This is a genomic window from Streptomyces sp. NPDC047869, from assembly GCF_040704065.1.
In the GTDB taxonomy this organism is placed as follows: Bacteria; Actinomycetota; Actinomycetes; order Streptomycetales; family Streptomycetaceae; genus Streptomyces.
In genome coordinates this window covers 39,026-53,766 of sequence record NZ_JBEYRK010000012.1, presented here as the reverse complement: position 1 = coordinate 53,766, position 14,741 = coordinate 39,026, and the positions used below count along the sequence as shown (strand labels likewise).

Below are 14,741 nucleotides of genomic sequence, written 5' to 3'. Positions count from 1 at the left end.
GACCGGATACCCTTTGATCAGACACGCGACCCATCCCACAACAGCACACGCGGCCGAGGAGTCACCCGGATGAGCACCACCCAGAGCGAGAGGCTGCGAGAGCTGCTCGAACCGCTCGTCACCTCCCAGGGGCTGGACCTCGAAGAGATCGCCGTGGAATCCGTCGGACGCAAGCGTGTGCTGCGCGTGACCGTCGACTCCGACACCGGAGCGGACCTGGACCGGATCGCCGATGTGAGCCGCGCGCTCTCGGCGAAGCTCGACGAGACCGACGCGATGGGCGACGAAGCGTACGACCTGGAGGTCGGCACCCCCGGCGCGGAGCGCGCCCTGACCGAGCACCGGCACTTCGTGCGCGCCACCGACCGGCTGGTGAGGTTCCAGCTGACCGACGGCGGCGAAGTGGTCGCGCGCATCCTCGAAGTGGACGAGGAGGGCATCGAGGTCGAGGTGCCCGGGGTGAAGGGCCGCAAGGCGACCGCCCGCAGACTCGGTTTCCCGGAGATCGCGAAGGCGCGCGTGCAGGTCGAGTTCAACCGCAAGGACAAGAAGGACATGAAGGAAGAGGAGGAGGCGTAGCCGTGGACATCGACATGAGCGCCCTGCGGGGCTTGGTGCGGGAGAAGGAGATCTCCTTCGACCTGCTGGTCGAGGCGATCGAGTCGGCCCTCCTCATCGCCTACCACCGCACCGAGGGAAGCCGCCGGCACGCGCGCGTGGAGCTCAACCGGGAGACCGGGCATGTGACCGTGTGGGCGAAGGAGGACCCGGAGGACCTCGAGGAGGGCCAGGCGCCCCGCGAGTTCGACGACACCCCGTCCGGCTTCGGCAGGATCGCCGCCACCACCGCCAAGCAGGTGATCCTGCAGCGGCTGCGCGACGCCGAGGACGACGCGACGCTCGGCGAGTACGCCGGCCGTGAGGGCGACATCGTCACCGGCGTGGTCCAGCAGGGCCGCGACCCCAAGAACGTGCTCGTGGACATCGGCAAGCTCGAGGCCATCCTGCCGGTGCAGGAGCAGGTGCCGGGCGAGACGTACCAGCACGGCATGCGTCTGCGGTCGTACGTCGTCCGAGTGGCCAAGGGCGTCCGCGGCCCCTCGGTGACGCTCTCCCGCACGCACCCCAACCTGGTGAAGAAGCTCTTCGCCCTGGAGGTGCCGGAGATCGCCGACGGCTCGGTCGAGATCGCCGCGATCGCCCGCGAGGCCGGTCACCGCACCAAGATCGCCGTGCGGTCCACCCGTTCGGGCCTGAACGCCAAGGGCGCCTGCATCGGCCCCATGGGCGGCCGGGTGCGCAACGTGATGGGCGAACTGAACGGTGAGAAGATCGACATCGTCGACTGGTCGGACGACCCGGCCGAGATGGTGGCGAACGCGCTGTCACCCGCCCGGGTGAGCAGGGTGGACGTCGTGGACCTGGCCGCCCGGTCCGCCCGGGTGACCGTGCCGGACTACCAGCTGTCGCTGGCGATCGGCAAGGAAGGGCAGAACGCCCGGCTCGCCGCCCGGCTGACCGGCTGGCGGATCGACATCCGGCCGGACACCGAGCAGGTCGGGGACCGCGACGGGGAATAGATCTCGGCCGAGTGGCGCTGAGATCACGTCAGCTCGCAGCAAGCAAGTGTTCGACTTTTCCCCCGAAGGGGTTAGGTCGGTGCGGGGAGGTAGACTTAGGAGTGTCTGGCCGGACGCAAGCCCGCGCATGCCCTGAACGCACCTGTGTGGGGTGCAGGCAGCGAGCGGCCAAGGACGCTCTGCTGCGGACCGTGGCGGATCAGGAACGGTGCGTTCCCGATCCTCGCGGTACGCTGCCCGGCCGGGGTGCATACGTACACCCCGACCTGGTCTGTATCGACCAGGCGGTACGCCGCCGGGCGTTCCCTCGGGCGCTGCGCGTCCCCGGGCCGCTCGACGTAAAGGCGTTGCGCCACTACGTCGAGCGACAGACAGTTGCCGAGCAGGCAACGCAGGCAACACCGTAGAAAGCGAGCCGTGCGGAACCCCCCGCGCGGCCTGGTACCTCGCGAGTCGAAAGCAGGTCGAGATTGCGATGAGCACTCGATGAGTACGCGATGAGTACGCCCATGAACTAGCGACGGTCCGGACGCAACCCGGACCTCAGAGGAGCGAAGTGGCTAAGGTCCGGGTCTACGAACTCGCCAAGGAGTTCGGTGTCGAGAGCAAGGTCGTCATGGCCAAGCTCCAGGAACTCGGTGAATTCGTCCGTTCGGCGTCTTCGACGATCGAAGCGCCCGTAGTACGCAAGCTGACCGACGCCTTCCAGGGTGGTGGCTCCGGCAAGTCCGGCAAGCCCGCCCCCCGCAAGGCTGCCCCCAGGCCCGCCGCGCCCTCTCCGGCGCAGGCGGCCCGTCCGGCTGCACCGAAGCCGGGCGCCCCCAAGCCGCCGGCCGCCCCGCAGCCCGCGACTCCGTCGGCTCCCGCCGCCTCGACGCCGGCCCCCGGCCCGCGTCCGGTCCCGGGTCCGAAGCCCGCGCCGCGTCCGGCGCCGGCCGCCCCGGAGTTCACCGCTCCGCCGGCTCCGCCCGCGCAGACCCCGCAGGCTCCGGCCGCGCAGGGCCCGCGTCCCGGCGGCGCCCGTCCGGGTGCGCCGAAGCCCGGTGGCCGTCCCGCGGCCCCCGGTCAGGGCCAGGGTGGCCGTCCGGGCCAGGGTGCCCAGCGCCCCGGCGGCCAGGGTCAGCGTCCGGGTGCCCGCCCGGCCGGCCCGCGTCCGGGCAACAACCCCTTCACGTCCGGTGGTTCCACCGGTATGGCGCGCCCGCAGGCGCCCCGCCCGCAGGGCGGTCCCCGGCCGGCCGGAGGCCACGGCGGTCCCGGTGCCCCCGGCGCCGGTCCCCGTCCGCAGGCTCCCGGCCAGGGCGGCGGTCCGCGTCCGCAGGCTCCGGGCGGTAACCGTCCGTCGCCGTCCGGCATGCCCCGCCCGCAGGGCGGTCCGCGTCCCGGCCCGGCCGGTCCGCGTCCGAACCCCGGCATGATGCCGCAGCGTCCCGCTGCCGGCCCGCGTCCCGGTGGCGGTGGCCCCGGCGGCCGTGGTCCCGGTGGCGGCGGTCGTCCCGGTGGCGGTGGCGGTCGTCCGGGTGGCGGCGGCTTCGCCGGTCGCCCGGGTGGCGGTGGCGGCGGCTTCGCCGGTCGTCCCGGTGGTCCCGGTGGCGGTGGCGGCGGCTTCGCCGGTCGTCCCGGTGGTCCCGGTGGCGGCGGTGGCCGTCCCGGCTTCGGTGGCCGTCCCGGCGGTCCCGGTGGCCGCGGTGGCACGCAGGGCGCCTTCGGCCGTCCCGGCGGTCCCGCGCGTCGTGGCCGCAAGTCGAAGCGGCAGAGGCGCCAGGAGTACGAGGCCATGCAGGCCCCGAGCGTCGGCGGCGTGATGCTGCCGCGCGGCAACGGCGAGGCCATCCGCCTCTCCCGCGGCGCGTCGCTCACGGACTTCGCGGAGAAGATCAACGCCAACCCGGCGTCCCTCGTCGCGGTCATGATGAACCTCGGCGAGATGGTCACCGCCACGCAGTCCGTCTCCGACGAGACGCTGCAGCTCCTCGCCGACGAGATGAACTACACGGTTCAGATCGTCAGCCCCGAGGAGGAGGACCGCGAGCTGCTCGAGTCCTTCGACATCGAGTTCGGTGAGGACGAGGGCTCCGAGGAGGACCTGGTCGTCCGTCCGCCGGTCGTGACCGTCATGGGTCACGTCGACCACGGTAAGACCCGACTGCTCGACGCCATCCGCAAGACGAACGTCATCGCGGGCGAGGCCGGCGGCATCACCCAGCACATCGGTGCCTACCAGGTCGCGACCGAGGTCAACGACGAAGAGCGCAAGATCACCTTCATCGACACCCCGGGTCACGAGGCGTTCACCGCCATGCGTGCCCGTGGTGCGAAGTCGACCGACATCGCGATCCTGGTCGTCGCGGCCAACGACGGCGTCATGCCGCAGACGGTCGAGGCGCTCAACCACGCCAAGGCCGCCGAGGTGCCGATCGTCGTCGCGGTCAACAAGATCGACGTCGAGGGTGCCGACCCGACCAAGGTGCGCGGTCAGCTGACCGAGTACGGCCTGGTGGCCGAGGAGTACGGCGGCGACACGATGTTCGTCGACATCTCCGCCAAGCAGGGTCTGCACATCGACTCGCTGCTGGAGGCCGTGGTCCTCACGGCCGACGCCTCGCTCGACCTGCGGGCCAACCCGCACCAGGACGCGCAGGGCATCTCGATCGAGTCCCGTCTCGACCGCGGCCGCGGTGCCGTGGCGACGGTCCTCGTCCAGCGAGGCACGCTGCGGGTCGGCGACACGATGGTCGTGGGCGACGCCTACGGCCGGGTGCGCGCCATGCTCGACGACAACGGCAACAACGTCGCCGAGGCCGGACCCTCGACGCCGGTCCAGGTCCTGGGCCTGACCAACGTCCCGGGTGCGGGCGACAACTTCCTGGTGGTCGACGAGGACCGTACGGCCCGTCAGATCGCCGAGAAGCGCGCCGCCCGTGAGCGCAACGCCGCGTTCGCCAAGCGCACGCGCCGCGTGTCGCTGGAGGACCTGGACAAGGTGCTCAAGGCCGGCGAGGTCCAGCAGCTGAACCTGATCATCAAGGGTGACGCTTCCGGTTCGGTCGAGGCCCTCGAGTCCTCGCTGCTCCAGCTGGACGTCGGCGAAGAGGTCGACATCCGCGTCCTGCACCGCGGCGTCGGTGCGGTCACGGAGTCCGACATCGACCTGGCGATGGGCTCGGACGCCATCGTGATCGGCTTCAACGTCCGCGCGGCCGGCCGCGCGGCGCAGATGGCCGAGCGCGAGGGCGTGGACGTCCGGTACTACTCGGTCATCTACCAGGCGATCGAGGAGATCGAGGCGGCCCTCAAGGGCATGCTCAAGCCGGAGTACGAGGAGGTCGAGCTCGGCACGGCGGAGATCCGCGAGGTCTTCAAGTCGTCCAAGCTGGGCAACATCGCCGGTGTGCTCATCCGGTCCGGCGAGGTCAAGCGCAACACCAAGGCGCGCCTCATCCGCGACGGCAAGGTGGTCGCGGAGAACCTCAACATCGAGGGCCTGCGTCGCTTCAAGGACGACGTCACCGAGATCCGCGAAGGCTACGAGGGTGGTATCAACCTCGGAAACTTCAACGACATCAAGGTCGACGACGTCATCGCGACGTACGAGATGCGAGAGAAGCCGCGGGTGTAACACCCACGGTTCGCCGCCGGCCGGCGCGCCGTTGCCCGGGGGCTCCGTCCCCGGGCAACGGTCCGGCCGACGGTGCCGCGGAAACCCTGTCGAGCCACCGGCGGGTACGGGGTACCGTTCTTGGTGTCCCCGGCCATACGGACCCGGGGCCACCGATCCCGTACCGGCGGGTGAACCGGTTACACACATGTACGTGGGGACTCTGTCCTTCGACCTGCTCCTCGGCGACGTCCACTCGCTGAAGGAGAAGCGCTCCGTCGTCCGCCCGATCGTCGCCGAACTCCAGCGGAAGTACGCGGTGAGCGCGGCCGAGGTGGACCACATGGACCTCCACCGGCGAGCGATCATCGGCATGGCCATGGTCTCCGGCGACACGGCGCACCTCACCGACGTACTGGACCGGTGCGAACGGCTGGTCGCCGGCCGCCCCGAAGTGGAACTGCTGTCCGTGAGACGGCGCCTCCACGGTGAAGACGACTGACGACGACCAGACCAACAGAACGCCAGAAGAAGAAAGAACGGGAGACGGACCAGTGGCCGACAACGCGCGGGCGAAAAGGCTGGCGGACCTCATCCGGGAGGTGGTGGCCCAGAAGCTGCAGCGCGGGATCAAGGACCCGCGGCTCGGCTCGCACGTCACCATCACGGACACCCGGGTCACGGGTGACCTGCGGGAGGCGACCGTCTTCTACACGGTCTACGGGGACGACGAGGAGCGGCAGGCCGCGGCCGCCGGCCTGGAGAGCGCCAAGGGCATCCTGCGCTCCGAGGTCGGCCGCGCGGCCGGTGTGAAGTTCACGCCGACCCTCAGCTTCGTCGCGGACGCCCTTCCGGACACCGCCCGCACCATCGAGGACCTCCTCGACAAGGCCCGGCAGTCCGACGCGAAGGTCCGCGAGGCCTCCGCGGGCGCGGCGTACGCGGGCGGCGCCGACCCGTACCGCAAGCCGGACGAGGACGAGAGCGCCGAGACGGACGGCGACGCCGCGGAATGACCCAGAAGCACACCACGCCCGACGGCCTTGTCATCGTCGACAAGCCGTCGGGCTTCACTTCGCACGACGTGGTCGCCAAGATGCGCGGCATCGCCCGGACCCGCCGGGTCGGCCACGCGGGCACCCTCGACCCCATGGCAACCGGCGTCCTGGTCCTCGGCGTCGAGCGCGCCACCAAGCTCCTCGGGCACCTCGCGCTGACCGAGAAGGAGTACCTGGGCACCATCCGCCTGGGCCAGAACACGCTCACCGACGACGCCGAGGGGGAGATCACCTCCACCACGGACGCCTCCAAGGTGACCCGGGACGCCATCGACGCCGGCATCGCCAAGCTGACCGGCGACATCATGCAGGTGCCGTCCAAGGTCAGCGCCATCAAGATCAACGGCGTGCGGTCGTACAAGCGGGCCCGTGAGGGCGAGGAGTTCGAGATCCCGGCCCGCCCGGTCACCGTGTCCTCCTTCGCGGTGTACGACGTCCGGGACGCCGTCGCCGAGGACGGCACCGCCGTGCTCGACCTGGTCGTCTCGGTGGTCTGCTCGTCCGGCACCTACATCCGCGCCCTCGCCCGCGACCTGGGCGCCGACCTGGGCGTCGGCGGCCACCTCACCGCGCTGCGCAGGACGCGCGTCGGGCCGTACAAGCTCGACTCCGCGAAGACGCTCGACCAGCTCCAGCAGGAGCTGACCGTGATGCCCATCGCCGAGGCGGCCACGGCGGCGTTCCCGCGCTGGCAGGTGGACGCCCGGCGCGCCGGGCTGCTGCTCAACGGCGTCCGCCTGGAGATGCCCGAGGAGTACGCGGGCGCCGGACCCGTCGCCGTGTTCGACCTGGAGGGCCGATTCCTCGCCCTCGTCGAGGAGCAGAAGGGCAAGGCGAAGAGCCTGGCCGTCTTCGGCTGACCGGTACCCGGCCTCCGGGCGGCGCTCAAGCCTGCCCGTGGAGCGGCGGCGGCCACGGGGTACCGCCGGTGCCGCCGCTCCACGGGTCCCCCCTCGGTTCCCCCACCCCTAGGGTGTATCCAGCCGCCCCCGCTCATTCACCCGACCGGGCGGGCGCTCGGAGTGAACCGGGGGAGCGGAAGGGGGCGCTTTCGCTCCGCGAACTGTCCCGCTGATCATCCCCCGCCTACCGTCGAAGACCAGGGCACGCGTGTACGGGCGGGGAGGGTACGGCCATGGCGGCACAGGACGAAAAGCCAGAACCCACCGACGTCTTGAACCTCGCCCGGCCCATCAACCGCACGGAGTTCCTGGACCCCGGCGACGGCGACGGCGACGGCGACGGCGACTCGAGCGGGCCCGTCGTCCCGGGCGAGGTGAGCGCGGTCGGGCGCACGGCCGGACGCACGGACGGGGCCGGCGTCGCGGGTCGGGACGGTGTCCCTGCCCAGACCGGCGATGGCGCCCCCGCCGCTGCTTCGGGACCGGTTGGCGGCCCAGGCCCGATCGACTGCCTGAGCGTGACCGGCGCGCCGAGCCCTGCCGGCGATCCGGGCAGGGGCGGTGGCCCAGACGGGATCGGCGTCCCCAGGCAGACCCTCAGAGCGAGCTGGGTCGGCCTCCCGGGCTGGATCGCCGCCCCGAGGGGGAGTGGCGAATCGAACCGTGTCGCAGTCCAAGGCCGGGCCGGTGGCTCCAGCGGTGCTGGCGGCCCGGAGTCGACCGGTGGCCTGGGCGGGGGCGGTGGCTCCAGCCGTGCCGGCGCACTCGGGGCGACCGGAGACTCGGGCTCGACCGCCGTTCCGGGCGGGACCGGTGCACCATGGCGGGCAGGCGGCCTGGAGCCGCTACGCGGGCTGAAGGGGTCCTGTGACCCGAGGGCAACCGGTGAATCGGGGCCTGCCGACGGCCTGGAGCCGATCGTCGGTCCGAGGGGGACCCGCGATTCGGGGCGTGCCAACGGCCCGGGGCCGATCGGCGGGCTGAAGGGAACCGGCGATTCGAGCAGGACCGGTGATTCGCTGTGTGCCGACGGCCCGGAGCCGATCGGCGGCCCGGAGCGGATCGGCGGGCCGGGGCCGATCGCAGGGACGGGGCCGATCGCCGGGTCAAAAGAGGCCGGCGGTCAGAGCGTGGCCGGCTATCCCGGGCGGGCCGGTGCCCTGAGCCGGATCGCCGTGCCGGGTCGGGCCGTTGTCGCCGGCCGTGGTGGTGGCGCGGACCGCGCCGGGTTCGACGGGCTCGTGCAGATCCGTGATCTGGCCGGGCGTCCCCGGGGCACGGGGTTTCTGGCTGATCACAGCGGCACCCTCCTCACCAGCCACGAGGCCGTCGACGGGCTCGGGCGGCTCGTGCTGCACGCCGCCGGGCAGCGCACCTGCCTGGTCGGCGCCGAGGCCGTCACCGCGCTGCCGGAGCTCGGGCTGGCCCTGGTCCGTACGGAGGGGCTGGACGTGGCGCCGCTGCCGCTGACGGTTCGGGAACGGGTCGAGGCCGGTGCCTACGTCAGAGTCGCCGCCGGCTGCTGGCGCGAGGCACGCGTACTGGCCGCCACCCAGGTGACCTACACCGGGACCGATGGCTTCCACCTCATCGAGGACGCCCTGGAGCTGGCCATCGGAACGGCGGGTCAGGACGCGCTCCGGCTCGGCGGTGGCGCGACCGGGGGGCCGGTGCTCGACGCCGGGACCGGCGCGGTGCTCGCCGTGCTCGGCACCGCCCTGCGCTCCGCCCGGCGCGACACCGGGTTCGCGGTGCCCCTGCGACCGGCGGCCGAGGGCCCGCTCGCCGAACTGCTCACCCGCAACGCGGCGACCGTGCCCGCCCATGGCGCCGACCTCAACCTGGCCGGTGTCCTCGAACTGGCCGCCACCTCCGTGGGCCAGGACGGCCCGCCCGGCGCCCTGGCCGGACACACCGGCGCGGCCGGCCTCACTCCCGTGCGACCGGTCGAACGAGAGCGGGTGACAGTCGAGTTGAGTGCCTTCGCCGATGCCGATGCCGATGCCGATGCCGATGCCGATGCCGATGCCAATGGCCATGGCGATGGCGCGGCTGCCGCGGGCCGCGCCGTGCTCGGCCTCGTCGGCGCCCCGGGCAGCGGCCGTACGACGGAACTCGGGGCCCTCGCCGCCCGCCGCCACGGGGCCGAGCGGTCCGCCCCCACCCTGTGGCTGCGTGGTGCCGACCTCGAGGACGCCGACGAGTCCGTGGCCGACGCGGTGCGCCGCTGCCTGGCGCGCGCCGCGCGCATCGTCGCCGCCGGTCCCTCCGCGCCGCCCGCAGGTACCGCCGACCCCACTCCGGAGCGGGTGGCCGGCCTCGCCCGGCGGGCCGGCCGCCCGCTGCTGCTCCTGCTCGACGGACCGGAGGAGATGCCGCCCGCCCTCGCCGGCCGACTGCCCGAGTGGATCAGGGGCACGGCGGAGTGGCTGGGGGAGACCGGGACGCGGCTGGTGGTGGCCTGCCGTGAGGAGTACTGGGAGCGTGCCGGGGCCGAGTTCCCCGCCGGTCTGCTGCACGCCCCGACCACGGCGGAAGCCGGGGCCCCGCTGCCGCCGTGCGTGCGGATCGACGATCTCACCCGCGAGGAGGCCCGCGAGGCCCGTGCCCGCTACCGCGTCCCCGAGGGAGTCCTCGACGACCGCGACGCCCGGCACCCGCTCACCCTGCGCCTGCTCTCCGAGGTCCGCGCCGCCCTTCCGGACGACGTCTCGCCCGCCGGCCCCGTCGACCGGCACGAGGTCTTCGCCGCCCACCTGGACCTGATGTGCCTGCGTGTCGCGGTCCGCCTCGCCGCCGAGAACGGCCTGCGCGGCACGGCCGTACGGCGGCTCGCCGCCCGGGTGGCCGGGCAGGCGCACCAGGCCGCCCGGCGCAGCCTCGGCTCCGGACAGGGCGAGCTGGACCGGGAGTCCTTCGAGGCGGTGTTCCCGTGGGGGCCCGCTCCGGCCCGGCTGGGCGGCGGCTCCGGCTGGGCCTCCGCCGTCCTCGCCGAAGGTCTCCTGGTCCCGGCCGGCGACGGCTACCGCTTCGCCCACGAGGAGCTGGCCGACTGGATCCAGGGTCTGCACCTCGACCTGGATGAGGCCCTCGACGCCCTCGTCCACCGCCCCCCTCGGGATCCTCACCTCACGCCCCTGCCGCACCACCGAGTCGGACCGGTGGTCCAGGCCCTGCTCCTGCTCGCCCGCCAGCAGGGCCACCGCGAACTCGCGCTGCGACTGGGTGAGTTGACGGACGCAATCGACACGGAGCCGCGTTCCTGGTGGCCCGCCCGGCTCATCGCCCGTACTCTGCTGGCCGTCCCGGACGCGACGCCGTACACCGGGGTGCTGCGCATCCTCGCCGATCACATCGTCACCTGGCGCCGCGAACAGCGCACCGTGCCGACCGAGTTCGGGCCGGCCTTCTGGACCGCACTGCCCGTCCCGGTCGAGGAACGCCTCTCGTTGCTGCGCGAGCTGGTCCTGGCGGACACCGCGCCACCGGAGCCGGCCGACGCGGGCGGACGCCACCTCGACGCCGTGGCCCGGCTGCTCGCCGACCGGCCGCGCGTCGTACAGCCGTACCTGGCCGGCTGGTTCGACGACGAGCGACCACTGCCCGCGGCCCCGGACGCCACCGTGGCGACCGCAGCCCAGGCGCTGCTGCACACTCATCGGCACGGGGCCCTGGACGACCTGACCGAGGTGCTCGCGACCAGTGGGCACCCGCGCGCCGACGAACTGCTCGCCGTCCTCGCCGAGGACGAGCCCTCGGCGCTCTGCCGGGCCGTCGACCGCTGGGCGCACGACGAGCGCCCCGCCCGCCGCGCCGCGGCCGTCGTGTCCGGGCTGCGCGCGGCCCCCCACGTCCACTCGGCGGCCGACCGGGAGCTGCTGCGCTACGCCGCCCTCGCCCTGCTCGCCCGTCCCGCCGACCGCACCCTGCACGGCGGTGCCCTCGCCCTCCTGGTCCGCGACCCCGCAACCCGCGACCGCCACCTGACCGAAGCCCTGCGTCACTTCGCCGACGGCGATCCGCTGTTCCCGCCCGCCGCCCTGGTCCCGGCCCTGAACACCCACCCCGGGCCGGTCCTGGAGGCGTTCCGCGCCCGCCTGAGCGGCGGCGGCGGCGCGGACGCCGGGGAGACACTGCGCCCGCTCGCCGACGTCACCTCCCATGCCGTCGCCGGCCGGGTCGCCGCCCTGGTCCGGGACGTGGTGGAGACACGCCCGGAGCTGGCCGGGCCCGTGGCCGACCACGTCGACCGCTGCCTGGACCGGGGCCCCGTCGCCCGCTCCGTACTGCTGCCCCTGGTCACCGGACTGCTCGACGACGGCCCCGAGGAGGCCCGGGCGGCCCTGGCCACCGTCCTCGCCGCCCCCGGAGCCCTCGCATCCCGGCCCCTGCGCCGCGAGCTGCTTGACCTTCTGCTCGCCCATGAGCGGGAGCCGTCCGTCCTGGACGCCGTCCTGTACGCCGCGGCCCCGCACGGAGACGGCCGCGAGACGGAGCTGCGCGCACTGGTCCACCGCACCGGGCTGCTCCTCGTCCGCACCCCCGAGGGCGCCACCCGCTTCGACTGCGCCCTGGTCGACCTGGCCCGGCACGCGCCCGGCTTCGCCGCCCGGATGGCCCGCTGGCTGAGCGAGGCCCCCGACGACTGGGCCGCGGTGGTGGGCCCCAGCGCCCACCGCATGATCGACAACCTGGCCGGCGTCCGCGTACCGGCCTGAGCTGCCGGGGAACGTGCGCCCGGTCACAGCCTCCATGCCGATGCGGGCGCCGGGCACCCGGCATGGCACCCTTAGACCTGCACAAGAGGTCAACGGTAGACACGGACAAGGGTTCGAGGAGCGGTCACAGTGCAGCGCTGGCGTGGCTTGGAGGACATCCCCCAGGACTGGGGGCGCAGCGTCGTCACCATCGGTTCCTACGACGGCGTCCACCGCGGCCACCAGCTGATCATCAAGCACGCCGTCGACCGCGCCCGCGAGCTGGGCGTCCCGGCCGTCGTCGTCACCTTCGACCCCCACCCGAGCGAGGTCGTCCGCCCCGGCAGCCACCCGCCGCTGCTCGCCCCGCACCACCGCCGAGCCGAGCTGATGACGGAACTGGGCGTCGACGCGGTCCTGATCCTCCCCTTCACGACCGAGTTCTCGAAGCTGTCGCCCGCCGAGTTCGTGGTCAAGGTCCTGGTCGACAAGCTGCACGCCAAGGCGGTCGTCGAGGGCCCGAACTTCCGCTTCGGCCACAAGGCGGCCGGTAACGTCGGGTTCCTCACCGAGCAGGGCGAGATCTACGACTTCGAGGTCGAGGTCGTCGACCTGTACGTCACCGGCGAGGCGGGCGGCGGCGAGCCGTTCTCCTCGACCCTGACCCGGCGCCTGGTCGCCGAGGGCGATGTGACCGGTGCCCGCGAGATCCTGGGCCGTCCGCACCGAGTGGAGGGCGTGGTGGTGCGCGGTGCCCAGCGCGGCCGCGAGATGGGCTTCCCCACGGCCAACGTGGAGACGCTTCCGCACACCGCGATCCCGGCCGACGGCGTGTACGCCGGCTATCTGCACGCGCAGGGCGAGGCCATGCCGGCCGCGATCTCGGTGGGCACCAACCCGCAGTTCGACGGCACCGAGCGCACGGTGGAGGCGTACGCCATCGACCGCGTCGGCCTCGATCTGTACGGCCTGCACGTCGCCGTCGACTTCGTCGCCTACGTCCGCGGCCAGGCGAAGTTCGAGTCGCTCGAGGCGCTGCTGGAGCAGATGGCCGACGACGTGAAGCGGTGCCGGGAGATCGTGGCCGCGGAGGCGTAGACCCCCTGGACATGGAAGGGCGGCCGGTGCGATGCGCACCGGCCGCCCTTCGTCGTACCGTCCCCGTGGCCCGGGGCCTACTGCTGCGGCGGAGCCTGCGGGGGCTGGGCCTGGGGCGGGCCGGGCTGCGGCGGATAGGGCTGGGCAGGGGCGTCCTGCTGGTGGGGCGGGCCCGGCTGCGCCGGCTGCTCCGGGTACGGCTGCGCCTGCCCCGGCTGTGCCTGCTGCGGTGGGTACGGCTGCTGCTGCGGCGCGTACGGCCGGCCGGGCTGCTGCGGATAAGGCTGGCCCTGGTGTGACTGACCCGGATACGGCTGACCCGGGTACGGCTGACCGGGGTAGGGCTGGTCCGCCGCGGGCTGTCCGGGATACGGCTGGCCCGGCATCGGCTGACCGGGGTACGGCTGGGCCGGCATCTGCTGGCCCGGCATCGGCGGGGCGGCCACCGGAGGCGGGTTGCCGTCGTTGGTCCACAGACCGTGCATCTGCTGGTGCCGCACGATGTCCTCGGCGACCATGGCCGCGAGGTTGAAGTAGGCCTCCCGCACCTTCGGCCGCATCATGTCGAGGTCGACCTCGGCACCGGCGGCCAGATGCTCGTCGAAGGGCACCACGATCACCCCGCGGCAGCGGGTCTCGAAGTGCGACACGATGTCCTCGACCTTGATCATCTTGCCGGTCTCGCGTACCCCGGAGATGACCGTGATCGACCGGGAGACCAGGTCGGCGTAGCCATGCGCGGACAGCCAGTCCAGCGTGGTGCTGGCGCTGCTCGCCCCGTCGACGGACGGCGTCGAGATGATGATCAGCTGGTCGGCGAGGTCGAGCACTCCGCGCATCGCGCTGTAGAGCAGGCCCGTGCCGGAGTCGGTGAGGATCACCGGGTACTGCCTGCCCAGCACGTCGATGGCGCGCCGGTAGTCCTCGTCGTTGAACGTGGTCGAGACGGCCGGGTCGACGTCGTTGGCGATGATCTCCAGACCGGAGGGCGCCTGCGACGTGAACCGCCGGATGTCCATGTACGAGTTCAGGTACGGGATCGCCTGGACCAGGTCGCGGATGGTCGCCCCGGTCTCCCGGCGCACCCGGCGGCCGAGCGTGCCGGCGTCCGGGTTCGCGTCGATCGCGAGGATCTTGTCCTGCCGCTCGGTGGCGAGGGTCGAGCCGAGGGCGGTGGTGGTGGTCGTCTTGCCGACGCCGCCCTTGAGGCTGATGACCGCGATCCGGTAGCAGGAGAGCACCGGCGTGCGGATCAGGTCCAGCTTCCGCTGCCGCTCGGCCTCCTCCTTCTTCCCGCCCAGCTTGAAACGGGACCCGGCGGCGGCGGGCCGGCCGCTCTTCGCCTTCTGCCGCTTGTTGTTGAGCAGCCGGTCCGAGGACAGCTCCACGGCCGCGGTGTAACCCAGCGGCGCGGCACCCGGGTTGGTCGGCTGCCGCTGGTCGTGCTGGATCGGCTGTGGCCATGCGGCACCGGCCCGGGGATCGGCGGCCGGCTGCGCGGCCTGGCCCGCCGCACCGGCCTCCGGGTTCTGCGCGGACGGCTGCGGCTGTCCGGGCTGGGGGAAGCCGTAACCGCCGGGCGGGGTGGGGCCGGTGGGGGCCTGCTGCTGTCCGGGCTGCGGGAAGCCGTAGCCGCCGGGGGGAGTGGGCCCTGCGGGGGCCTGCTGCTGTCCCTGCTGGGGGAAGCCGTAACCGCCGGGCGGGGTGGGGCTGGTGGGGGCCTGCTGCTGTCCGGGCTGCGGGAAGCCGTAGCCGCCGGGGGGAGTGGGCCCTGCGGGGGCCTGCTGCTGTCCCTGCTGGGGGAAGCC

Annotated in this window: 10 protein-coding genes; 9 read left to right on the top strand and 1 reads right to left on the bottom strand. The window is 73.2% G+C overall.

Annotated elements, in window-relative coordinates; translation table 11 throughout:
• The first annotated feature begins 69 nt into the window (after positions 1-69).
• The 9 genes from rimP to AB0924_RS17580 all read left to right on the top strand — a co-directional run bounded on the left by rimP (position 70) and on the right by AB0924_RS17580 (position 12,933).
• Positions 70-579 carry a ribosome maturation factor RimP gene (gene rimP / locus AB0924_RS17620; protein ID WP_358935805.1) on the top strand — a complete coding sequence of 170 codons (510 nt, stop codon included), beginning with the start codon at positions 70-72 and terminating at the stop codon, positions 577-579.
• A gap of 2 nt (positions 580-581) precedes the next feature.
• A complete protein-coding gene (gene nusA, locus AB0924_RS17615) occupies positions 582-1,580 on the top strand; it encodes a transcription termination factor NusA (RefSeq protein ID WP_358935807.1) in 999 nt (332 codons plus the stop codon).
• 101 nt (positions 1,581-1,681) lie between these two features.
• Positions 1,682-1,987 (top strand): YlxR family protein, encoded by a 306-nt coding sequence (locus AB0924_RS17610; protein ID WP_358935809.1) that lies wholly within the window; start codon positions 1,682-1,684, stop codon positions 1,985-1,987.
• A gap of 149 nt (positions 1,988-2,136) precedes the next feature.
• Entirely contained in the window at positions 2,137-5,199 is a 3,063-nt protein-coding gene (gene infB / locus AB0924_RS17605) for a translation initiation factor IF-2 (RefSeq protein ID WP_358935811.1), read from the top strand.
• Positions 5,200-5,386: 187 nt separating this feature from the next.
• The gene (locus tag AB0924_RS17600) at positions 5,387-5,680 is read left to right on the top strand and encodes a DUF503 domain-containing protein (protein WP_358935813.1); all 294 of its coding nucleotides are present in this window, start codon (positions 5,387-5,389) and stop codon (positions 5,678-5,680) included.
• Positions 5,681-5,732: 52 nt separating this feature from the next.
• Positions 5,733-6,194, top strand: a complete 462-nt coding sequence (gene rbfA, locus AB0924_RS17595; RefSeq protein WP_358935815.1) for a 30S ribosome-binding factor RbfA — start codon at positions 5,733-5,735, stop codon at positions 6,192-6,194.
• Positions 6,191-7,096, top strand: coding sequence for a tRNA pseudouridine(55) synthase TruB (gene truB / locus AB0924_RS17590; protein WP_358935817.1), 906 nt, complete (start codon positions 6,191-6,193; stop codon positions 7,094-7,096). The genes rbfA and truB overlap by 4 nt, the downstream gene beginning before the upstream one ends.
• Positions 7,097-8,379: 1,283 nt before the next feature.
• A complete protein-coding gene (locus tag AB0924_RS17585) occupies positions 8,380-11,856 on the top strand; it encodes a trypsin-like peptidase domain-containing protein (protein ID WP_366911925.1) in 3,477 nt (1,158 codons plus the stop codon).
• Positions 11,857-11,985: 129 nt separating this feature from the next.
• A complete protein-coding gene (locus AB0924_RS17580; RefSeq protein ID WP_358935819.1) occupies positions 11,986-12,933 on the top strand; it encodes a bifunctional riboflavin kinase/FAD synthetase in 948 nt (315 codons plus the stop codon).
• A 77-nt stretch (positions 12,934-13,010) separates the two neighbouring features.
• On the opposite strand, the gene AB0924_RS17575 is transcribed toward AB0924_RS17580, so the two are convergent.
• On the bottom strand, positions 13,011-14,741 hold a 1,731-nt coding region (locus tag AB0924_RS17575), incomplete at its 5' end, for an AAA family ATPase (RefSeq protein ID WP_366911869.1).